The sequence below is a fragment of the Granulicella aggregans genome (assembly GCF_014203275.1).
Taxonomy (GTDB): Bacteria; Acidobacteriota; Terriglobia; order Terriglobales; family Acidobacteriaceae; genus Edaphobacter.
Window position 1 is genome coordinate 466,774 of sequence record NZ_JACHIP010000003.1, and the last position, 22,236, is coordinate 489,009.

General features: G+C 59.1%; 21 protein-coding genes. 9 read left to right on the forward strand and 12 right to left on the reverse strand.

The window, feature by feature from the left end; translation table 11 throughout:
- Positions 1-37: 37 nt before the first annotated feature.
- A complete protein-coding gene (locus tag HDF16_RS12270; protein ID WP_221312700.1) occupies positions 38-445 on the reverse strand; it encodes a response regulator in 408 nt (135 codons plus the stop codon).
- 280 nt (positions 446-725) lie between these two features.
- Between HDF16_RS12270 and HDF16_RS12275 the strand changes: the two genes are divergently transcribed.
- A complete protein-coding gene (locus tag HDF16_RS12275) occupies positions 726-2,537 on the forward strand; it encodes a sodium:solute symporter family transporter (protein ID WP_184216956.1) in 1,812 nt (603 codons plus the stop codon).
- 30 nt (positions 2,538-2,567) lie between these two features.
- Complete coding sequence (locus HDF16_RS12280) at positions 2,568-2,819, forward strand: hypothetical protein (protein ID WP_184216957.1); 252 nt, start codon at positions 2,568-2,570, stop codon at positions 2,817-2,819.
- Here the strand turns inward: HDF16_RS12280 and HDF16_RS12285 are convergent.
- On the reverse strand, positions 2,816-4,432 hold the full coding sequence (locus tag HDF16_RS12285; protein ID WP_184216958.1) for an EAL domain-containing protein: 1,617 nt from the start codon (positions 4,430-4,432) through the stop codon (positions 2,816-2,818). The genes HDF16_RS12280 and HDF16_RS12285 overlap by 4 nt on opposite strands.
- Positions 4,433-4,707: 275 nt before the next feature.
- Between HDF16_RS12285 and HDF16_RS12290 the strand changes: the two genes are divergently transcribed.
- A complete protein-coding gene (locus HDF16_RS12290; protein WP_184216959.1) occupies positions 4,708-7,212 on the forward strand; it encodes a protein kinase domain-containing protein in 2,505 nt (834 codons plus the stop codon).
- Positions 7,213-7,303: 91 nt separating this feature from the next.
- Here the strand turns inward: HDF16_RS12290 and HDF16_RS12295 are convergent, their stop codons facing one another.
- Positions 7,304-8,287 carry a hypothetical protein gene (locus HDF16_RS12295; protein WP_184216960.1) on the reverse strand — a complete coding sequence of 328 codons (984 nt, stop codon included), beginning with the start codon at positions 8,285-8,287 and terminating at the stop codon, positions 7,304-7,306.
- Between the two features lie 412 nt (positions 8,288-8,699).
- Between HDF16_RS12295 and eno the strand changes: the two genes are divergently transcribed.
- Genes eno through HDF16_RS12310 form a run of 3 tightly spaced genes read left to right on the forward strand, consistent with a single transcriptional unit; the run spans position 8,700 to position 11,706 of the window.
- Entirely contained in the window at positions 8,700-9,992 is a 1,293-nt protein-coding gene (gene eno, locus HDF16_RS12300) for a phosphopyruvate hydratase (protein ID WP_184216961.1), read from the forward strand.
- Positions 9,993-10,019: 27 nt separating this feature from the next.
- Positions 10,020-10,229, forward strand: coding sequence for a hypothetical protein (locus HDF16_RS12305; RefSeq protein WP_184216962.1), 210 nt, complete (start codon positions 10,020-10,022; stop codon positions 10,227-10,229).
- A gap of 31 nt (positions 10,230-10,260) precedes the next feature.
- The gene (locus HDF16_RS12310) at positions 10,261-11,706 is read left to right on the forward strand and encodes an alpha-L-fucosidase (protein ID WP_221312701.1); all 1,446 of its coding nucleotides are present in this window, start codon (positions 10,261-10,263) and stop codon (positions 11,704-11,706) included.
- A gap of 7 nt (positions 11,707-11,713) precedes the next feature.
- On the opposite strand, the gene HDF16_RS12315 is transcribed toward HDF16_RS12310, so the two are convergent.
- From HDF16_RS12315 to HDF16_RS12325, 3 genes are read right to left on the reverse strand one after another with little or no spacing between them, the layout of a single operon-like run.
- The gene (locus tag HDF16_RS12315) at positions 11,714-12,106 is read right to left on the reverse strand and encodes an RNA-binding S4 domain-containing protein (protein ID WP_184216964.1); all 393 of its coding nucleotides are present in this window, start codon (positions 12,104-12,106) and stop codon (positions 11,714-11,716) included.
- A gap of 39 nt (positions 12,107-12,145) precedes the next feature.
- The gene (locus tag HDF16_RS12320; RefSeq protein ID WP_184216965.1) at positions 12,146-12,862 is read right to left on the reverse strand and encodes a hypothetical protein; all 717 of its coding nucleotides are present in this window, start codon (positions 12,860-12,862) and stop codon (positions 12,146-12,148) included.
- 26 nt (positions 12,863-12,888) lie between these two features.
- Positions 12,889-13,650, reverse strand: coding sequence for a hypothetical protein (locus HDF16_RS12325; RefSeq protein ID WP_184216966.1), 762 nt, complete (start codon positions 13,648-13,650; stop codon positions 12,889-12,891).
- 103 nt (positions 13,651-13,753) lie between these two features.
- Between HDF16_RS12325 and gpmI the strand changes: the two genes are divergently transcribed.
- Entirely contained in the window at positions 13,754-15,352 is a 1,599-nt protein-coding gene (gene gpmI, locus HDF16_RS12330; protein ID WP_184216967.1) for a 2,3-bisphosphoglycerate-independent phosphoglycerate mutase, read from the forward strand.
- On the opposite strand, the gene HDF16_RS12335 is transcribed toward gpmI, so the two are convergent.
- From HDF16_RS12335 to HDF16_RS12355, 5 genes are all read right to left on the reverse strand, one after another.
- A complete protein-coding gene (locus HDF16_RS12335; protein ID WP_184216968.1) occupies positions 15,349-16,344 on the reverse strand; it encodes a metallophosphoesterase in 996 nt (331 codons plus the stop codon). The genes gpmI and HDF16_RS12335 overlap by 4 nt on opposite strands.
- A gap of 72 nt (positions 16,345-16,416) precedes the next feature.
- Positions 16,417-17,028 (reverse strand): recombination mediator RecR, encoded by a 612-nt coding sequence (gene recR, locus HDF16_RS12340; RefSeq protein WP_184216969.1) that lies wholly within the window; start codon positions 17,026-17,028, stop codon positions 16,417-16,419.
- A complete protein-coding gene (locus HDF16_RS12345; RefSeq protein ID WP_184216971.1) occupies positions 17,028-17,354 on the reverse strand; it encodes a YbaB/EbfC family nucleoid-associated protein in 327 nt (108 codons plus the stop codon). The genes recR and HDF16_RS12345 overlap by 1 nt, the downstream gene beginning before the upstream one ends.
- Before the next feature lie 13 nt (positions 17,355-17,367).
- Positions 17,368-19,452, reverse strand: coding sequence for a DNA polymerase III subunit gamma/tau (gene dnaX / locus HDF16_RS12350; protein ID WP_184216973.1), 2,085 nt, complete (start codon positions 19,450-19,452; stop codon positions 17,368-17,370).
- Between the two features lie 49 nt (positions 19,453-19,501).
- Entirely contained in the window at positions 19,502-19,963 is a 462-nt protein-coding gene (locus HDF16_RS12355; RefSeq protein WP_184216975.1) for an SET domain-containing protein, read from the reverse strand.
- A gap of 160 nt (positions 19,964-20,123) precedes the next feature.
- Between HDF16_RS12355 and HDF16_RS12360 the strand changes: the two genes are divergently transcribed.
- Together HDF16_RS12360 and HDF16_RS12365 are read left to right on the forward strand one after the other, a co-directional pair.
- Positions 20,124-21,080, forward strand: a complete 957-nt coding sequence (locus HDF16_RS12360; RefSeq protein WP_184216977.1) for a tetratricopeptide repeat protein — start codon at positions 20,124-20,126, stop codon at positions 21,078-21,080.
- A 108-nt stretch (positions 21,081-21,188) separates the two neighbouring features.
- On the forward strand, positions 21,189-21,719 hold the full coding sequence (locus HDF16_RS12365; protein WP_184216979.1) for a DinB family protein: 531 nt from the start codon (positions 21,189-21,191) through the stop codon (positions 21,717-21,719).
- 23 nt (positions 21,720-21,742) lie between these two features.
- On the opposite strand, the gene HDF16_RS12370 is transcribed toward HDF16_RS12365, so the two are convergent.
- A complete protein-coding gene (locus tag HDF16_RS12370) occupies positions 21,743-22,183 on the reverse strand; it encodes a hypothetical protein (protein ID WP_184216981.1) in 441 nt (146 codons plus the stop codon).
- Positions 22,184-22,236 lie beyond the last annotated feature (53 nt).

Sequence of the window (22,236 nt, forward strand, 5' to 3'; positions counted from 1 at the left end):
ATCCGCATGCGATCACGTATCGAACCGAGAAACTAAATCACGCTGGACTCAGGCTGTCGCCCTCTTCAGGGCTATGGAGCATGGAATGTACGGTGGCCAGCAGGCTATCCGGAAGCAGTGGCTTCAAGCGAAAGACGATGTTGAGATCGGCATACTCCGCTTCGGCTTCCATCAGACCACTGATCACCAATACCGGGAGATCTGGATGGGTCTCGCGCATAAAACGAACAAACGCTGCTCCGTTCATGCCCGGCATGATGTGATCGGTGATCACAAGGCTAATGTCACCGGCAAACTCGCCGGCGCGCATCTGCTCGAGGGCGCGTTGCGGGCTAAGTACCGCAATGACGAAGTATCCGACGCGCTTCAGGATCGTCTGTCGGGTCGCGGCCTGAATGGCGTTGTCATCGATGAGGAGGATGGTTGGTGAGTGCGTGTTCGTCAAATGGGGTAACTCGATAGGGCGTTATCTAAACCGTTTAGGATACTCAACCAAGGTCTGCAGACTTACAAGTCGGTAATACGTGGGATGCACGGAGTTTGTCTCAGGGTGCCTGGCAAATCGAGAAATCTCGCCCCGCACCGTAAAGCCCAATGGGATATCGCTGTTGCAGAAGTATCATGGAGTTAGTTGCAGTCATTGCATTCTTCCAGACTTCGTTCCCAGGTCCAGTGCAGGATGACCTCGGCCGCGATGAATCGACATTGAACCTCTAAGGGCAACCGTGAACCTCTCGTATATCGACTGGCTGATTATGCTGGTCTACTTTGTCTTCGTTCTCGGCATCGGCTTTGCGCTGAAGCGCTACATGAGAACGAGTAATGACTTTTTCCTGGCTGGAAGGTCGATTCCGGCGTGGGTCTGCGGTCTGGCCTTCATCTCCGCGAACCTGGGAGCCCAGGAAGTCATCGGCATGGGTGCCTCGGGGGCAAAGTACGGCATCGTGACCAGCCACTTCTACTGGATAGGAGCGATTCCGGCGATGGTCTTCGTCGGCGTCTTCATGATGCCGTTCTACTACGGGTCGAAGGCGCGAAGCGTTCCGGAGTACCTCCGGCTGCGGTTTGATGAGAAGACGCGTGCGGTAAACGCCATCACGTTCGCGATCATGACAGTCTTCAGTTCGGGCATCTCCATGTACGCCATGGCGCTGCTGATCCAGACCCTGGGACTCTTTCGCGGGATCATCCCGGACCAGTACATCTTTCATGTCTCGGTGATTCTCTCCGCTGCGATCGTGCTGGCCTACATCTTCCTGGGAGGGCTGACGAGCGCTATCTATAACGAAGTGCTGCAGTTTTTCCTGATCGTGGCAGCGTTTGCGCCGCTGGTCTGGATCGGGCTGAAGAACGTCGGCGGCTGGAACGGGATCAAGCACACGCTGCCAGCGACGATGACACACTCCTGGCGCGGCATGGGACATGCCTCGACGAACTCGCTCGGGGTGGAGTGGGTTGGGCTCGCGATGGGGCTCGGCTTCGTGCTGAGCTTTGGGTACTGGTGCACTGACTTCCTCGTGGTGCAGCGTGCCTTGGCAGCGGACTCCGAGGAATCGGCGCGAAAGGTGCCTTTGATCGCCGCGATTCCGAAGATGTTTTTTCCGTTCCTGGTTATTCTTCCGGGCCTGATCGCGGTTTCGGTGACCTCGCACATGGCGCAACCTGCGGCGTCGACCATGCAACATGCGCAGTCTTCGACCGTGACACATCAGGCGTTGCCGGAGGGGCCGGGGAGGCCGCATGGGCTGATCCCGGTGAAGACCGACCCGCGCAGCGGCCGGGAGCAGTTCGATAGCAACGGGAACGTGGTCTACGACTATGACCTTGCGATTCCAGTGATGTTGCTGCACTTTTTCCCCACTGGAATACTTGGTCTGGGACTGACCGCGTTGCTGGCCAGCTTCATGTCTGGCATGGCCGGGAACGTCACGGCGTTCAATACCGTCTGGACCTACGACATCTATCAGGCTTACATCAACAAGAAGGGAACCGATCAGCACTATCTCTGGATGGGGCGGATGGCCACGGTCGGAGGGATCGTCCTTTCGGTGGGCGCAGCCTATGCGGCGACCAGCTTCAACAACATTATGGATGCGCTGCAACTGATCTTCTCGCTGGTCAATGCTCCACTGTTTGCGACCTTCCTACTGGGAATGTTCTGGAAGCGAACGACCGGGCATGGAGCGTTTACGGGGTTGATCTTCGGTACCGGAGCGGCGCTGGCGCACCACGGTCTGACGCTGCCTGATGGAGCGATTCCTGGAATTCATGGCGGCTGGATCAACGTAATTCATCACTACCCAAGCGATATGGCGCAGAACTTCTGGACGGCGATCTTTGCCTTCAGCGTGAACTTTATCGTGACAGTGCTGGTGAGTCTGGTGACGAAACCGCGCAAGGAGTTTGAACTGGTCGGGTTGGTGTACTCGCTGACACCGAGGCCGGTCGAGGCTCATTTGAACTGGTGGCAGAAGCCGGCGACGCTGGGCATCGGCGTGCTGGTGCTCCTGGTGGCGCTCAACCTGATCTTTGCCTAGCGCTTTTGTTGAACGATTGGAGAGAATTCGATGGGGCTTGATATACGTGTTCCGCTGGGAGCAATCTTCCTGATTGTGGGTGGGATCATGTCGGTGTATGGCATCGTCACACGCAGCAGTTCGATCTACGAGAAGTCGATGGGTATCAACCTGAACCTGTGGTGGGGCGTTGCCATGCTTGTCTTTGGCGGGGTTATGTTCTTCTTCGGACGACAGCAGAAGTGGCAGGACGACCCGGTAACGCCGCGACCGTGGGAACGTGGCGAGGGCCCGCGGCACTAAGCTTTGCGGGATCCGTGATCGTTCAGACTGGAGAGGGAAACCTCGGCGGCGTGGGCCATGTCTTCTTTGTATTTAGGCAGATCGGCGGCCTGGACAGGTTTGCCGTAGTACCAGCCTTGGACTTGCATCACGCTTCCAGTGGCCGTGAGATAGCTCGCCTGCTCTTCGGTTTCAACGCCTTCAACGATGACCTCGACATGGAGCGATGTGGCGAGAGCGAGGATCTGGGGCAGGATGGAAGCGGTGACGGCATCGGTGCCGATGGTGCGGGTGAAGGCGCGATCGATCTTGATGACGTCGACGGCAAGTTCGTGCAGGTAGGCGAGGCTGGAGTAGCCCGTGCCGAAGTCGTCGATGTGGACCTGGTAGCCATCCATATGGAGACGGAGAACAGCTTCGCGGAGTTGGATGATGTCGGCGGTAGAACGTTCGGTGATCTCGAGGGCGACCTGCCGGGGATGGATGCCAGCTTGCCGGACGTGCAGGTCGAGAAGTTGGAAGAGAGCTTCGCCTTGAAGATCAGCTGGAGCGATATTCAGGCTCAGTGTGAGTTCAGGGTGGTTGCGGAGGATATCGCCAACGTCTTGGATGGATCGGCGAACGAGGAACTCGGTGATTTCGCCGATGAAGCCGCGGTCTTCGGCGATGCGGATGAAAAAGTCCGGGGCAATCGCGTTGCCGTCATCATCTGACCAACGGAGAAGAGCCTCTGCTCCGGCACAAGAGCCGGAGGGCAGTTCGATAATGGGTTGGTAGACGAGGCTCAGTCTGCCATGTCGAACGGCACGACGGAGTTGCCGCGCAAGGCCGATTCGCTGCAAATAGAACTGTGCCGCTGCAAGGCTAAGGCCAAAACCGGCCAACGCACCCATGACAATGTATTCAAACTGGAGCCAGGGGGTATCGCTTGCGGCTATCTGGGTTGACCCCTCGGCTACAACGCATAAGGCACTCTGTCTGGAGCAACGGGCGTAATAGGTTTTGCCGCCGATTTCCGCGTGACCCTCAGAGAGAATGAGGGCCGGATCGAGTTCCATAGCGTCGCCGGTGATGCGGACGATCTGCCTAGTCGTGAAGTTGACCATAACCACCATGTTGCGCATGCCGGGACGGTCCCAGCGCTCGAAGGCGTTAGGGCTGAGGACGACGTCTACGCCCTGTTGAGCGAGAACGACACCGCGTTGGTGGCCGGCGATTGCGAGTGGAATGTCCGCGTAGATCTGGGTGCCGCCCGGGAGGGTCATGGTGAGCTGCGGCATGGACCAGGGATCGGCGAGTTTGCCGAGCCATCCGGAGCAGACCAGCTTACCGTTTTGGAGACGGCCAATGTCCTTGACCTGGAGCGAATGAAAGGCGAGTTCACGCAGCTTCGATATCTCTTCGGTAGAACAAAACGGAAAGGCGGAGGGGTTGAAGGCCAGCTTGATCGCCCGGAGTTCCGCGCCATATTCGTTGGCGTGGTCAACGAGTTCGGAGGCGTAGGTAGAAAGGGCGACGTTGGCTGCGCGCAGTCGTGAAACATGGCAGAGCCAATAGCCACCGACGGCTCCAAGTGCTGCGCCAAAGAGTGCAAGGCCGATTATGGACAGACGCCTGTACTTCCCAAGGGACATTCAGCACCATTCATACACAACGTTGTTCGGAACGGTCCTTCAGATTCTGCTCATTGCATAACGCCGGTTTAGCAGAACCCTAGGAAGTGTCATTGCAACACGGAACATAGGCGCTGTCCAGCGATCAAGCAAGGGTGTAAACCCTGGATGCCAGCTTGCTAAGAGTCATGCAAAACAACACTCTGCCAAGATCCGATCCCTGATCGGTACTGCCCCTTACGCCGCTACATCTGAAGGTTCATCATTTCATCGCAACAACTTGCGATAATGGAAGAATGGCCCGACGCATCATCGAGCACTACGAGTTTGTCCGCAAGATCGGCGCTGGCGGTAGCGGAGTCGTGTACCTTGCGAACGACACGCTCCTTCAACGCCCGGTAGTTATGAAGCTGTTGAAACGAGGCGCGTTGACGTTGGAGCAGATGCGGACGACGCAGCTTCGCGAGGCGCGGCTGGCCTCGGCGATCGATCACCCGAACGTCTGCGCTATCTATGATGTAGGTGAGACTCCAAACGAGTCCGGTGACGCCGAAGAGGCGTACATCGTGATGCAGTACATCCCCGGAAAAAGTCTGGACAAGCTGATCCAGGCGGGGCCGTCGAGCTTGCAGCTCGTGCTCTCGGGCGGAATTCAGATTGCCGACGGACTCTCTGCCGCTCACCAGTTGGGCATCTTCCATCGTGACCTGAAGCCGGCGAACGTCATGCTGACCGAAGGCGGCTTGATCAAGATCCTGGACTTCGGTCTGGCGCGGCGTCTGAACGCGGATGAGGCAGAGTTCGATCCGGCAAGGCCTACGAACAAGCGCAGCGCGGCGCAGGGAGGAACCTATACGGCGCGTGGCGGGACCATCGCCTATATGGCACCGGAGCAGTTCGTCACCGGGCAGTCGAGCGTGCAGTCGGACATCTTCGCGCTGGGCCTCATCCTGTATGAGCTGGCAACCGGGCGGCATCCGTTCCATCGTCCCGATGCGCAGGAGTTTCAAAGCATCCGGGCGATTCAATTCGCCGATCCTACGCCGATTCGCGAGATCGTTCCCAGCCTGCCGGTGGAGTTGGAGTCAGTCATCCTACGCTGCCTGGAGAAGCAGCCCTCGGCGCGATTTGCCTCGGCTGCGGACGTTCGCGAGGGGTTGAAGACCATCATGATGAAGATGCAGCTCGACTCTGTTGGCATGCCGGGCGATTCACTCGCTCTGCTACCTTCGCAGAGCCGGCTGGCGTTGCAGACTCCCGAGGAAGAGAAGCGGACCACCGGCATTCTGTCCATGCTGGCCGAGCGGTTCCGCGAGCCCGGAGCGACCACTGCGGCAAAGCAGAACAGCATCGTGGTGCTGCCATTCGTGAACCTCGGCAACCTCAGCACATCGGAGACCGGTGCTACTGCGCCCCTCTACGGATATGCTTTGGCCGATGCCATCGGCGCGCGGCTGGCGCGGATGCCTTCGCTTGTCGTCCGGCCGTCAAGTACGTTGATGGCGGTATCAACGCAGCAACTGGATCCTTTGAGCGTTGGCAAGAAGCTGCTCGTGCAGTATGTTCTGGCCGGCAACTTCATGAGCTCCGACAAAGGCTTCGACCTGAACTGGCAACTGCTCGACGTTCCGGGACAGAGCGTACGCGCGGGGGGCTCGATCAATGTCGAATCCTTCGATCTGATCTCAGTGCAGTCGGAGATCACGAACGAGGTTTTCAGCACGTTGCATGGCTTCGGTGACCTGAAGACAAGCAGCGACAATGCGCGCGATGCGTCGCTGACACAGATCTTGTCGGAGGATTACCTGCAGGCTCGGGCCGTACTCTCGTCCTTCATATCGAGGACCGGGAGCCGCGACGATCTTGACCGGGCGCGCGATCTCTTCACCTCCGTTGTGAAGCAGGATACCGACTACGCCCCCGGCTGGTCCGGGCTGGGGATCACGCATCTGCAGTATGCGCGCCACGGTCTTGGCGGACAGATGCACGTCCTGGAGGCGCGGCGAGCGTTCGATAAGGCGCTGGCGCTTGATCCAAGCTCGGTCGAGGCGAATCTTTACCGTGTCTACATGCTGCTGTCGCGTGGCGAAAAAGAGTCTGCTCGCCACGGCATCGAGAATCTGCTTCAAACAGCAGGCAACGACTGGAACGTCCATCTAGTGGCCGGACAGACGTTGCGCATCGACGGCATGTACGAGGAGGCGCTGGAGCAGTTCAACATTTCGCTGCGTATGAATCCATCGAACGCAGCGATGATCTACAACCATCGCGCCCGCGTGTATCAGTATCAAAACCAGCTTGAGCTCGCGGGCGAGGAGATCGACAAGGGACTTACGCTGGAGCCACGACAGCCGCTGCTGCGAATCTCGCAGGGCTATCAGCAGATGCGACTCGGCGACTTGAACAAGGCGATTGAGACGCTCGAGGCGGTGGTCAGCGATGAGTCTTCGCTGCGGATCGTCTTTCCGACGATCGCTCTCTGCTACGTCCAACTTGGCGACCGCAAGAAGGCTGCTTCTTTTATTCTCGAGGAAACGCTTTCAGCGGCAGAGGCGGACAGCGAGATGGCTTATCGGCTAGCGACCTACTTTGCACTTGAAGGCGACGAGTCCGAGGCGCTCCACTGGCTCCGCCGCGCAATCTACCTTGGCAATGAAAACTATCCCTGGTTCTCGAAGAACCCAGCGTGGCGCAAGCTGCAAGGGCATGGAGACTTTGAGCGAATTCTGGAAGATTTAAAGAAGAGCTACAGCAGAAATAAGAAGAACTGGAAGCGACTGCTGGCGCAGGTGAGGGATTAGTTTCATTCATTAGTGTCAATTCCCTCGTTGCGGATATAGAAAGGCCCGGCATATGCCGGGCCTCATTCGTTCGACTACAAGTGAAGCAAACTTATTGGGTTCCCATCGTCAATGGCGTGATGGACATGGGCGTGCTCAGGCTGAAGACTAGCGTCGTGTTCTGCGGCACAACCTCCTGGCGATCCTGCTTCAACCACCATACTGTGCTTACACCTGCACCGATTCCTGCGCCGATGAAGGCTCCGGGAACTCCGCCGAAGACGGCACCCGTGGCCGCGGCACCGCCGGTGGTGAGCGACATTGCGGCAAGCGTTCCCTTGACGTGATCGCGGCGAAGGATCGTTCCTTCGTCATTGATGCGAGTTACATGATGTTCGCTGGTGTCGATCACTTGAGCATGCAGGATGTAATGCGTCCCATCTGGAAGTGTCACCGATTCCGGCAGAAGATGAATCGCAGCAGGGCCACCAATTCGGCGCCCACCACGGGCAACTGTAACGCGACCGTGAAGCACCGATCCGACGGGAATGACCACGCGGCCTTCGTGCTGCATCGGCTGCGTGACTTCGGCGGTGAAGCGGGTTCCTACCGGAGTGCTTGCCGTAGAAACAGTCTCGCGAATGCGTACCGTGAACAATGTTCCCTGAGGAACCTCGTTTGGGCGCGATGGAACGTACGTCACGATGCCCGCATCTTCGTTGGACTCATGCTGTGTAACGGGCGATGTGACGATGTCACCGTCGGGATCGTGTGGCGCAGCGACCATTGCGGCACCTGCGGGTCTATAAGGGACATACGCGCCGTAGGTCGTCGCCGATGCAGGAGGCAACTGGGATTGCGGCTGTGCTTGAACTGCGGTGGCCTCCGGCGATCCGGGAGCATAGGCGACAGAGGCAGAAGGCTTCTGGTGCAACACAGGAGTTTCATCGGGCGTCGCTTCGATGGTGACGGGCGGGGGATTTGATACGCCTGTTGACTGTGCCTTGGCGGAGTTCGCGGCAAAGGGAATGACGGCGGCGAACGAGCAGGCTGCGAGCCATAGTCCGGTGTACTTTCTTACGGGAGTCCTGTTCATGCGTTCAATACCTCGGGGAATGGATTCAATCCACATCCTGATAACCCTGTACGAAGGATAAAAGTAGCGGCGCTTAGGAGTAGTAAATATCCGAGACAGGAACCGCGTGTGCTACTAACTTCTGGCGGACATTCCGTCTCACCAATTTGGACGTGCGCCGCCGCGATTCGCTGGTCTTTGCAGCAAAACAGAACCAGGGAAGCAACTGTCTTCACGCAGCTTTGTTAGAATCCGGTTTGCGGGGAGTCCTTTGACTACAGGCAAACGTATTGAACTTGTCGAGACGATCGGCGGTGCGGGTGGCCGTGCTGTCGCGGTCGATCGCCGGCCCAAGCTAAATGACCGTCTGGCGCATCGCGTCGTCGCGAGATATCCATCTGAGAGATCTGAAACAACAACTGACAGGAGTGTTATGACTGAGATTGTATCCATCCGTGCACGCGAGATTCTGGACTCGCGCGGCAATCCGACCGTAGAAGCCGATGTGACCCTGGAAGGCGGTGCGATGGGGCGCGCTGCGGTGCCCAGCGGAGCTTCCACCGGCGAGCATGAAGCGGTAGAACTTCGTGATGGCGACAAGGACCACTATCTGGGTAAGGGCGTATTGAACGCGGTCGAGAATGTCGAATCGATCCTTGGGCCGGAGTTGACCGGCATGGATGCCAGTAACCAGCGGCTGATCGACGCGACCATGATCGCGATCGACGGCACGGAGAACAAGTCGAAGATGGGCGCGAACGCGATCCTCGCTGTCTCGATGGCATGCGCCCGCGCGTCGGCCAAGGCGCTGAAGCTGCCTCTCTATCGCTACCTGGGCGGCGTGAATGCCTGCCTGCTGCCGACTCCGATGATGAACATTCTTAATGGTGGATCGCACGCGGATTCAAACGTGGACTTCCAGGAGTTTATGGTGATGCCCGTTGGAGCGGAGACCTTCTCCGACGCGCTGCGCTGGGGCACGGAGGTCTTCCATACGCTGAAGGGCGTGCTAAAGAAGAAGGGCTACAACACCGCTGTCGGTGATGAGGGTGGCTTCGCTCCCTCGCTGAAGTCGAACGCAGAGGCGATTGAGCTGATCCTTGAAGCGATCGAGCTCGCCGGCTACAAGCCGGGCGAAGAGATCTCCCTGGCGCTCGATCCCGCGGCAAGCGAGTTCTATGACAAGGCGACCGGTCGCTACGTCTTCAAGAAGTCCGACAAGAGCGAGAAGACATCGGAAGAGATGGCAGAGTTCTGGGCGGAGTGGTCACGGCAGTATCCGATTGTGAGTATCGAAGATGGCCTTGCGGAAGATGACTGGGACGGCTGGAAGCTGCTTACGGACAAGATCGGCGACCGCGTGCAGTTGGTGGGCGACGATCTCTTCGTGACCAACACGCGGCGGCTGCAGCGCGGCATCGAGGAGAAGGTTGCGAACTCGATCCTGATCAAGGTGAACCAGATCGGCACGGTCTCGGAAACCCTGGAGGCGATCGAACTAGGCCGCCGCTTCGGCTATACCAGCATCATCTCGCACCGTTCGGGCGAGACCGAAGACACCTTCATTGCGGATCTCGCAGTGGGTACTGGCGCGGGGCAGATCAAGACGGGTTCGGCAAGCCGGACAGACCGCATTGCGAAGTACAACCAGCTACTGCGGATTGAAGAAGAGCTCGGCCAGTCGGCGGAGTTTCTTGGCATCGAGTCGATCAACTGCGGGCAGTAGTCACTCTGTAGTCAAAGGGAATCGCGAATGAACACTGCCGCTCTTATCAGCCATCCCCGGCGCGTCGTCGCAATCGGCGCGGCGGCAGTGGGCATCGCGATCTGCAAGGTCCAGAACCACGTTCATGTATTGCTCACGCATCCCTCCACTTACAGTAGCCCGCTGCACCATAAGTGCGGGCTGCTGATGCTGGGGTGCGTGTCGTGGGCTCTATGTGAGATATTTCTCGGAGCATAAAGCGCGACGCTTTGGCTTCGGGGAGTATCGATTGAAGATCAGCCGTTGGGTGATAGCAGGGGTGGCCGTGGCAATGTCGGCCCAGGCGGGGCGAGCAGTCGCACAGGTCGAAGGCGAGAGTTACACCGTCGCATCGGCCCATCCAGTGGCCTCGATTCAAGACACCGAGACGCCCGCACAGCGCGACGCGCGTATGGCATGGTGGCGCGAGGCGCGCTTCGGCATGTTCATCCACTGGGGGCTGTATTCGATTCCCGCAGGGACGTGGGATGGAAAGCCGGTGGGGTTCATCGGCGAGTGGATCATGAACTCCGCGTCGATTCCGGTGGCCGATTACAAGGCGCTCGCGCCGAAGTTCAATCCGACTGACTTCAATGCGCATACTATCGTCTCGCTGGCGAAAGCCGCGGGGATGAAGTACATCGTCATCACCGCGAAGCATCACGACGGCTTTGCGATGTTCGATTCAAAGGCCGATCCGTTCAATATCGTTCAGGCAACTCCGTTCCATCGCGATCCCATCCGCGAGCTTGCTGAAGAGTGCCGCAAACAGGGCCTCAAGCTCGGCTTCTACTACTCGCAGGACCAGGACTGGACTGCTCCAGGTGGTGCAGCCTACAAGAGGGAAAACCATGATCTCCCGACGCATCACTGGGATAAGGCGCAGGATGGCGACTTCGCGACTTATCTTCACACCAAGGCAATTCCGCAGCTGAAGGAGTTGCTGACGAACTATGGGGACTTCCCGGTCGTGATCTGGTTCGATACGCCGACTGACGACATGACTCCCGCGTTGGCCGGAGAGATCGTCGCTCTGCTGAACCAGCATCCCAACCTCATCTGGAACAATCGGCTAGGCGGCGGCTACAAGGGCGACACCGACACCCCGGAGCAGTACATCCCCCCGCAGGGTTATCCAGGTCGAGATTGGGAGGCCTGCATGACGATGAATGATACCTGGGGATACAAGTCCTACGACAAGAACTTCAAGTCGACGGAGACCCTGCTGCGGAACCTTATCGATATCGCCAGCAAAGGCGGCAACTATCTGCTGAACATCGGTCCGGACTCGAAGGGCGATGTGCCGCCGGCTGAGGTCGAACGGCTGCAACAGGTGGGTAAGTGGTTGGCGGTGAACGGAGAGGCGATCTACGGAACGCAGCCGACGCTGTTTGGCGCGGAGGCTGGAAGCTTCAGCACAACCGAGAAGGATGGCGACGGCAAGCCGAAGTTCATCCCGGAGTGGAAGTGGCGGTCTACTACCAAGGCAGACAAGATCTATGTTGAGCTATTCACGTGGCCGGGCGAGAAGTTCCACCTCGATGCCGTACCTCGCAACATAACCGGGGCTTATCTGCTGGCCGATCCATCGCACAAAAAGCTGACCGTCACGAAGTCTGGCAACGGCATCGATGTAAAGCTTCCCGCTAGAGTGCTCGATCCAATTGCGACAGTGATCGTCCTCGATACGAAGTAGGTTTGCGCTAAGAAAACCTATGGATGCGGCCGCGGAGCTTATTGATGTCGCGGCGGTCGCGCTTCGACGGCCGCCCCTCGGTCATGCCTCCGGCTTCGAGCATCTGCTTACGCTCTTCCGCCACCTTCGCGCGCGCGATCCGGCTCTCTGCGGATTCCCGATAGAGCCCCTGGGCGACCGATGCTGGTCCTCTTACTTCGGTGAGCTGCAGCACTTCTATTTCAAAGATGCCGGCTTCGTTGGTGATACGGAGCTTGTCACCGAGACGGACATCCCGAGCCGCCTTGGCTCGGTGGCCGTTCGATTCAATGCGCCCGATGTCGCAGGCGTCCGAGGCCAAAGCGCGGGTCTTGAAGAAGCGGGCGGCCCAGAGCCACTTGTCTATGCGAACGGTTTCCATCTGATTATTGTGACGCAAGCTGCTGCGGTAACCAAGCGGTTACGGACGAAGCACGTACGCCGCAAACTGCTTCATAAACGCAAGATGTCCCAGAGCGTTTGCCATCGGGAAGACCGATAGAACAATGAGGGAACCGATGACGGTGACCGCGTAGGGTTTGCGCCGGGTGATCAGATCAAAGACGATGAGGCTGAGCGTGAACGCGATGAGGACGGGCGTATTCAGCTCGGGCTTATGGAGGATGAAAAGAAAGAGCCGCGTAGTAGCCGGCGGAAGCAGATTCAGCGTCGCTAGCAGCATCAGGCGTTTGTGAACGGGACGGTTGTTGCGCTGAATGACCGCGATGGCCACGAAGGTGCCGAAGATAAGGACACCGTAGATGTTGAGCGCCAGAAACATAGGCGGGGTGAAGATGGACGGCGTGCGCCCCGCATGAACGGAGCTGATCGTCGCGGTGATGCCGAGGATAACCATGAGTCCGGCGAGAACCGCCCCGGCATAGCCCAGCTTCCGATGCAGCGGCAGGTTCCTCCGAGCGACTAAGAGAGTCTGGGCGACGAAGAGGAAGATCCACGCGGAGAATACCGCTCCGTGGAAGTGGATGAGGATACTCGGGAGCGGGGCCAGGAACATTCCCTTGAAGAAGTAGCTGCGCGAGAATCCGGCGACGATCGTGACGAGCATGACGATGGAGATGCCGACGAAGTAGATGTCGTCGGTACGGGTTTTGGTGGGACGTGCGACGAGCGTTGCCATGTAATAGGGTCTCCGTCTGAAGGGACTTAGGGGTGGTGCTGGGCCCAGAGTACGAGTTGGTGCGAGAAGGGCCTCGCAATGATCCAGTCCGAGACCGGGTCCGTGGCCCAGAAGAGGATCCCTCCGATTAGGGTGACTGCGAGAACTCGTCGTTGGGTCAAGAGATCAAAGATGAATAGAGCGACGATCATCGCGAGAGGGATGACGCCGATCAGGAACGGATGATGAGCCATGAAGGGAATCGTCGCGGCGAAGCCGTTCGAGGTCACGGGAAAGGCCATCCTGGCAAGCGCGGGAGACATGAGCATGGCGTTTGCCATGAGCATCATCCGTTTGTGCACGATGCGGTTGTTGCGCTTCCAGATGGCAAACGCGACGTATGCGCCAAATACGATGATGCCGAAGACGTTGCCGACAAGAAATGACTCCGGCGTGAAGAAAGAAGGCAGGTGCGCTGCGCGACGGATGGTGCCGAATGGCGCAAGGATGCCGAGGATAACCATCAGACCAGCGATGACAGCTCCGAGTACGCCGAGCTTGCGATGAAGGCGGATATTCCCGGCGGAGACGAGCGAGGACTGAATCACGAACAGGAAGATCCAGGAGGAGAAGACGGCTCCGTGCAGATGGACGACCAGGCTAGGCAGAGGGGCGAAGACGGCTCCGCGAAGGAAGTAGCTGGGAGCGAAGCCGACGACGACAATCGTCAGTTGAACGACGGACATCATGGTGAAGAAGATGTCATCGGCGCGTTTCTTTCTTACGATGGGAGCGACGAGCGTGGCCATAGTGTCTTGAAAAGTGAAATTCGCAGGATTTTCGTTTCACCGATCTTTGCCGGGAACGCTTCTGCTGTCAAGGAATATGTCGCGGCTTGCTATTCTGGAGCCTATGGCTAGACCGATTGTTCTGACGATTCTTGATGGGTGGGGGTATCGCGCGGATACCCATGGAAATGCGATCGCGCTGGCGCGCAAGCCCGTCTACGACAAGCTGCTGGCGGAGTATCCGAATACGCTGCTTCGTGCGAGTGAGCACTTCGTGGGTCTGCCAGATGGGCAGATGGGGAACTCCGAAGTGGGACACCTGAATCTCGGCGCGGGGCGGATTGTGCGTATGGATATGACGCGCATCGATACCGCCATCATGACGGGCGAGTTCTTTTCCGACCCCACCCTGGTGCGGGCGATGGAGCTTGCCGGGCAGAAGGGAAGGGCCCTGCATCTGCTCGGTCTGCTATCGGATGGCGGCGTTCACTCGCACCAAAGGCACCTATACGCCCTTCTGAAGATGGCTGCGCAGCATAAGCTGACGCGGGTCTTTGTCCATGCGTTTCTGGATGGGCGCGACACCCTGCCTACTGGCGGGGTTGGATATCTGCAGGAGTTGCAGCAGAAGTTTACGGAGATCGGCGTTGGCCGTCTCGCCAGTGTCAGCGGACGCTATTTCGCGATGGATCGCGACCTGCGGTGGGAGAAAGAGCTGCAGGCGTTCGATGCGATGGTGACAGGGGCTCCGGCGGGCGGTGTCTACACCGATGCAATCGCACGCGTAAAGGAGTGTTACTCGAACGGCGTAACGGATGAGTTTGTGCCGCCGTTTACCTGCGTGGATGCGGCTGGCAAGGCCGTTGGGGCGATTCGCGACGAGGATGTTTGCATCTGCTTTAACTATCGCGCAGATCGCGTCCGCCAGGTAACGCGTGTCCTGACGCGGAACTCCGGACTGACTGCCGATGCTGGTGCACAACTGCCTAAGGCAGCGGAACTGGATGCGGAGATTCCGCGAAGCCTTGTGCCACAGGGTCTGCACTATGTCTGCATGACGCAGTACGACAAGAACTTTAAGCTTCCGATTGTCGTTCCTGCCGAGTCGATGGACAACCTGCTGGCGAACCTGATGGCGCAGGCGAACCTGCGCAACCTGCGTGTGGCGGAGACGGAGAAGTATGCGCACGTGACGTATTTCTTCAATGGCGGAATCGAGAAGCCCTTCGGCGGCGAGGATCGCGAGCTGGTCGCATCGCAGAAGGTGGCGACTTATGATCTCGCGCCGGAGATGTCAGCGGCAGGCATCGCGGATGCCGTTGTGAAGGCAGTCAACGACACAGCCTTCGACGTGATCATCGTGAACTTCGCCAATGCTGACATGGTCGGGCACTCGGGCAAGATCGAGCCGACGATTCGCGCGGTGGAGACGGTCGATAGTGAGCTAGGGAGAATCTACCAGGCAGTGAAGCAGTATGGCGGCAGTCTGCTGGTGACGGCGGACCATGGCAACGCGGAGATGCTGATCGACCCCGCAACCGGCGGACCTCATACGGCGCACACGACGAACCCGGTACCGTTTCTGCTGGTCACCGACGAAAGGGGCGTCAGCGTGCGCGAAGGTGGAAGCTTGCGCGACATTTCGCCGACTATTCTTTCGCTACTGAAGATGGAGCAGCCAGGAGAGATGACGGGCGGCGATCTGCGGGTCGTCGCTGGTTAGGTCGAGATGATCTGAACGGAGTTATCCGGTCGCTTGGTGAAGGCGTGAACCTGCTGGCCCTGCTCGTTGAGATGGCGAAGGGTCAGCAGGTCGTGGGTCATCTCGATGTGCGAGAAGCCATAGACCTTTTGCGCGAAGGGTCCGCGCTCGCTGGGCTTGATCTTAAGATTGTAGAGGTCTGCTCCGCCACCGCCAGACAGGAAGAAGCTGGTGGGATGATTAGCGAACTCGAGATGCTGCAGGTCGTGGTCGTGACCGGCCATGTAGAGATGGACGTTGTGCTTTCGAAGCAACGGCTCCCAGTCTTTGATGAGCACGGAGTGGTCTCCGTGTGGACCATCGGAGTAGATGGGATGATGCCCCATGACAACGAGGAACGGCGTATTGAGCGGCTTTGAAAGCTCCGCTTCGAGCCACACCAACTGCTCGGCCTGCTGGGCTTCGGTAAGCGTGAAGTTGGGATGCTTTGGCTGATGACCGGGGATGTTGACGTTGCTGTCGAGCGCGATCACCGTCATGACGGGATTTTTTGCGGGCAGCTCGACGCGGTACCAGAGTGACGGCATCGTCCAGCGCGTTCCGGGGCGTTTGGCGTAAGCAAGTTCCGCTGCGAGCTTGCTCTCGGGCATCACCTGGTAGTCGTGATTGCCGGGGATGGCGTAGGTCGGGCCGGGAAAGAGGGAGACCGGATAGGCGTCTTCGAAGTTGCTCTTCCAGCGCGGGCAATCGACACCGCCGGGAAGATCGCCGTACCAGTTGTCGCCGAGCATCAGCAGAGCCTCAGCATGGAGCGAGTGCTGCCGCGCGTAGTCGCCCATAGCTCGTGCGACGGAAATCTGCGCCGTCGGATCTTCGTAACCCCAATCGCCGACCACCAGCAGATGGCGCGCATCTTTGCCCGGCTTTGGTGCCGCAAAGGCGTGTGTTCCGCTCATGGTGGCAAGCGCGCTGAAGGCAAGACTTTGACGGAGAAACTGGCGGCGACTGTTCATTGCTGGGGATGCTCCCGGAGAGAAATTCTGCTGAATCTTTCGGTTTATACCACGGTCCATAACGAGTTTTCGTTACAGCGCCCGACGGTGTTCCATGGCGCGCGACATCGTCACTTCATCGGCGTACTCGATGTCTGAACCCGCAGGAACTCCAGTCGCGATGCGGCTCACCGGAAGCGCTGGATTCACTCGGTGAAGTTCATGCGCGATGTAGTTCGCGGTCGCCTCGCCCTCGGTCGTCGGGGATGTCGCCAGAATGATCTCATCGACCTCGGTCAACCCATTCGCACGCGTCAGAAGATTCGCGATCCGAAGCTGTTCCGGCCCAACACCATTCACCGGCGAGAGTGTCCCATGCAGCACGTGGTAGACGCCGTTATAGTTGCGAGTCTTCTCGATGGTGGCAATGTTGGTTGGCTCTTCCAACACACAGATCAAGCGCTGGTTGCGCGTGGGGTTGGAGCAGTAGTTGCAGGGATCGACGTCGGTGATGTTGTTGCAGATAGAGCAGAGGCGCAGATGCTTCTTGAGTTGCTCGATCGCGTGGGCGAGGTCGCGGGCGTCTTCATCGCTGGAGCGAAGAACGTGGAAGGCCACGCGTTGTGCGGACTTTGTGCCGATCCCGGGGAGCTTGCGAAGCTCTTCGATGAGGCGCGACATGGGTTCGGCGAAGCGGGTGGTCATTAGTCGGTGAGTCCCGGAAGATTCAACCCGCCCATGAGGCCCTGCATGCTGGACTTCATGGCCTCCTCGGCGCGGCGGCCGCACTCGTTGACGGCGGAGGTGATCAAGTCTTCGAGTAGCTCGATGTCGGAGCTGGAGCTCCCGAGGACGGTGGGGTCGATCTTGAGCTTCAGCAGTTCCTTCTTGCCGTTCATGCGGGCGGTCACGATGCCGCCGCCGGTTGACACTTCGACGACAGTCTCCGAGAGCTTGCGCTCCATCTCGGCCTGCATCTGCTTAGCCTGGCCCATCATGTCTTTCATCTTTGCGAGATCGGAGAAGTTCATTTGGAGCTCCTGCTTATTCGTTGGGCGTTAAGTCGATGACGTTGCGAATCTCGGCGTTGAAGAGGCGCTGCGCCTCCTGGACAATTGGATGCTCCATGGCGCGCGCCTGCGCTGAGCCTGATGCTGCGGCACGGGGTTTCTTGGTGGCAGCGGCTTTGGCGGCGGTGGTGGTTGGGAGCAGGGTAACGGTCACGCCCGGCGAAACAGCCTGGATCGCCAGTCGAATGATCTTTTCAGCCTCGGCGTTGATGACCATGGGCAGCATGGTCTTCGAGAGCTGCGTCTGCACGGTGAGGGTCTTGCCGGTGAGGCTAAGGTCGGAGTCCACGATGGCATCGGCGGCAGTGGTCTGGCTGCGCGCGGCCATCAGGGCGTCCACGGCTGCCTGTTGGAGGTGGTCGGTGTCTACAGAAGAACTCGCCGCCGCTGGTTGCATTGCGGGGGCGAGTTCAGAGACTGGAACAACGACAGGTGGATCGGACTCGACGACCGTCGCCGCAGCGTAGATGTCGGGAAGGACCTCGCGGTTTGGAGTTGCAGCAGTTGGCTCTGGCGCAGCTTCTTGAACTGGAACAGCGGTCTTTGGAGATGTCTCCCGCATCTCAGAGTAGAAATGTGGGGCATCCGGCTCAGCCGGAGCGAGTGTCGCGGTGGTGACGGAGGCCTTGAGCGGCTCTGGTGCGGGCGCGGCGGCCTTGGGCGCAGTCGCAACGGGAGGCAAAGCTGGCGGCTGAGGAAGGATAGGCGGCGGTGGAGGAGGCGCAACAGGAGCGGCGGCGCGAGGGCTTGCTTGCATGGGCGCGAAGGCGGGAGAAGAGCGAACCGATGCGGATGGGCTGGATGTTGTGGAGGGCTTTGCGGCGCCAGAAGATGGCGGACGAGTAGATGTTGCGGCTGCAGCCGGGGTTGCGCTGAACTTGCTGAGGACTTCTTCAATGGGCAGCAGCCGACGCAGATGGACGAGCTTCAACAGGCCCAATTCAAAGTGGAAACGCTGCTCTTGGCGATAGCCAAGCTCGTCAAAGGTGCGGAGCATGGTCTGGAGGAAGCGCGTCAACTCTTCTTCCGAGAAGAGCGATGCCGAGCGGGCGGCGCGTCGCTGCTCGTCGGGCGATATCTGTAGCAATTCGGCTGCAGGGCCGTCGAGGTTCGAGCCGTCAGGGTTCAGGTTCGAGATCTTCGCGATGACGCAGTTGCGCAGGTAGCGGACGCACTGCCGGGCAAGCTGTGCGGGTGAGTTTCCAGCGTCGAGAAGCTGGTTGGCGACGGTGATGACTTCCGCCGATTGATTCGCGTCGACGGCTTCCAGAATACGCTCGAAGACCGCATTAGGAACGGTGCCCATGAGCTCGCGAATCTGCGAGGCATCGAGGCGGGCGACGCCGTCTTCCGTGGGCGCGCTGGCAATGGCCTGATCCATGATGGAGAGCGCATCGCGCATGGAGCCGTCGCCTGCCTCCGCAAGCAGGGCGAGGGCTGCATCGTCGGCGTGGATGCCCTCCTGCGTGGCGATGGAACGGAGCTGGCCGAGGATGTCGACGAGTTTAACGGCGTGAAAGCTGAAGTGCTGGCAGCGCGAGCGGACGGTCTGTGGGATGTCCTCAGGCTGCGTCGTCGCCATCATGAAGACGATGTGGTCTGGTGGCTCTTCGAGTGTCTTCAGGAGCGCGTTGAAGGCCGCGTCGGTGATCTGATGGGCCTCGTCGAGGATGTAGATCTTGTACTTGTCTCGCGATGGCCTATAGCGGGCGGCGTCGCGGAGTTCGCGGATCTCGTCGATGCCGCGGTTGGTGGCGGCGTCGATCTCGATCACGTCGACGGCGTTTCCCGCACGGATCTCGGTGCAGGACTCGCAGACTTCGCAGGGCTCGGCGTTGGGGCGAATCTCGCTGCCAATGGTGTTGCGGCAGTTGAGCGCCATGGCCAGGATGCGGGCGATGGTGGTCTTGCCGATGCCGCGATGACCCGAGAAGATGTAGCCGTGGGCGATGCGCTGCTGGGTCAGCGCATTCATGATGGTGACGGTAACGTGGTCCTGGCCGACTACATCGGCAAAGCGTTGGGGACGGTACTTGCGGGCGAGAACTTGGTAGGCCACAAATTTATTGTATTCGGTGGCGGTGTGGGAGACATTTGTGCCCCGCGCCTTACTTCTTGACGGCTTTCTCCGCCGTCTTCGCCAGCTTCCTCCTTCGCTTCAGCTCCAGATCCGAGAACATTGTCCCCCGGCAGTTCTTCGAGCCGCAGTAGCAGTCCTGGCTGTCGTCGTCCGAGTCATACAGGTTGTACTCGTAGAGGAGTTCCTCGCCGGCAGCGATGTCGCGGATCGCGTTGACGTAGATGTGACCGTCTTCCTCAATCGTCTCGCAATTTGGGCTACAGGAGTGGTTGACGAACATACCGGTACCGAAGCCGTCGATGACCATGTCCTTGTCGCCGTAGCCAAAGAGATAGGTGACCATCCGGTCCTGGTAGAGATCGTCGGCGGCCTCTTTCGTCAGGCGCGGGCCGTCATATTCACAGACGCGAGCACCGTTCTTGATAGCGCGCATGGTGTAACAGCCAGCAGCGTGAATGGACGAGGAACGAATGATGAGGCCTGGAAGCATGACGTTTCGGTGTCCGATCGAGTCAGATAGCGGTGCGGTGTAGCGATGAAGCAGAGGGCGTTTCTCGAACTATAGCAAAGGTCGTAAGAGACACTTTGGGGCGGCCGGAACGGTTCGTTCAGAAAGCATTGCAGGGGACGGAGCGGGTAAACTTATTTTGATGGAGATTCGGTTCGGAATTCGTCTTGCGCTAGCCTGCGGTCTCCTCGCGGGCGTGCCGTTGACGGCTCGAGCGCAGACCTACACCCCGCCCCCGCCGCCGCTCACGACGCTGCCACCATGTCCTCTGGGTAAGGATGGCAAGCCGGTAAAGCCGACGAAAAAGAACGATTGCGATCCGACCATCTACCCTCAGGAGAAGGTAAAGACCAGCAAGAAATCGGCGGATGAGGCCGTTCCAGCGGCGACTCCAGCCAACTCCACCCCGGCGGCTCAACAGTTTCCGTTCCCCGGCGAACAACAGCCGAAGCCCAGCGAGACGCCTGCAGCACAGGCCTTTCCGTTTCCCGGCTCCGACAGTGTCGAGCACAAGCCGGGAGACGCAGACGTTCAGCATGATCCCGCTGCGGAGAAGAAGGCTGCGGACACTCCTGCCGGTAAGGCTTTCCCCTTTCCTGGCGGCTCGACAGCCGACATGCCGACCGATCCCGACATGCCTGCGCCAGCGAAACAGCCCGAAGACCAGGCGCCATCATCAAGCTCCTCCTCTTCGTCCTCTGACGCCGACACCATTCCGGGCTCGACCGTGCCCGCAGACTCCGCTGACGCCCCCGGTCCCAAGGGCCAATACGATGACGATAAGAGCTCGGCACCGAAGCTAAAAGAGAAGCGTAAGAAAGCTCCTCCGCCCCAGACCGACACAGAACGCGTCGACGAAGACCTGAGCGTGGCAAAGTACTACGGACAGAGCGGCAACAAGATGGGAGCCTATCTCCGTGCCAAAGACGCTGTGAAGATCCAGCCGGAGTATCCGGAGGCGCATTTTGTTCTAGGCGACGCCGCGCAAAAGCTAGGCAAGAAGGACGAAGCTCTGGCCGAGTTCACCACGTACCTCAAGTTGGCTCCCGACGGAGAGCGGGCGAAGGCAGCGGAGAAGGCACTCGACGGCCTGCGCTAGCTCTGTTCAGGCAATCAACCCTGGGACGACCGTTCAAGGTATCTCCGGACGCTCGGGCTTTACCGCGCGGTTTCTCGATTCACCCTTCCGGAGTAGATTTAAACGACCATGAAGGATGAACTGGAGTTGCTGCGAGAAGAGTTGGAGCTTGCCCTGGGCGGACTCGACAGCAGCCAGACGCAACTTCGACCCGCAGCCACTCCGGATAAATGGAGCATCCAGCAGATCGTCGGCCACTTGCTGCGGACCTACGCTGCCACCGAGAAGGCGATGGAAGCGAGGATCTTGAAGGGGCTGCCGACCAAGGCGAAGGTGACCCCGATGCAATGGGCCGCACAGTGTCTCGTGCTCGGGGTCGGATACTTTCCAAGTGGCCGCATCGCTCCCGAGATAGTATGTGCTCCCCTCGGCGAAGAGGCTGCACCGGCTGGAATTCTCATCAACCAACTCGGACTGGCGCTCTCAGCGATGAACAGGAAGTTGGCAGCCGCTGAGGCTTTGTTCGGAAGCAGACACAGGGCGGTCAATCATATGGCCCTCGGTCCGCTGAACTTCGCCCAATGGTCGAAGTTTCACCTCACGCATGGTCGTCATCACATAAAACAGATCGTCGCCATCCGAAGGCAGCATGGAGTTTGAAGGCGTGCGGTGACGATACAGGGTTACTGGATGGGGTCGGTGTCTGACCCACTATCTGGTTCACGATCCAGATCTTCTTCCACTCGAAGATAGCGGCGCATATAACGCAGCGGCTCCTCGGCCACGGCAAGCTCCTGCAGGTGGTATCGCCAGACATCTTCGCGGGCGGATCGCCTGATGTAGGACTTGCGCTTCACCGTACCGATGCTGCCGTCGGGCATCTTACGCTGGAAGGTCTGTTTGGGTACCTGAAAGGTGATGGTCTCGCCGGCCTTCCAGAAGTTCGACGCGAACTCATGCGAGAAGAGCAGGACGTAGTAGCGCCGCTCCATCGCCAACTCCGTAATGGATGTGTCTGCGTCAACCCACGGGCGCCCCAGCTTGCTGGTGTACCACTTGCGGAACTCGAACCCGTTTGCCCGTGCCTGGCCGACCAACAACCGAATCAGTTCGATCTTCGTCATAGGGAGTAGAGGCTCCTGATGCGGGATGATCGTGAAGAACTTGAGGGGTCCAG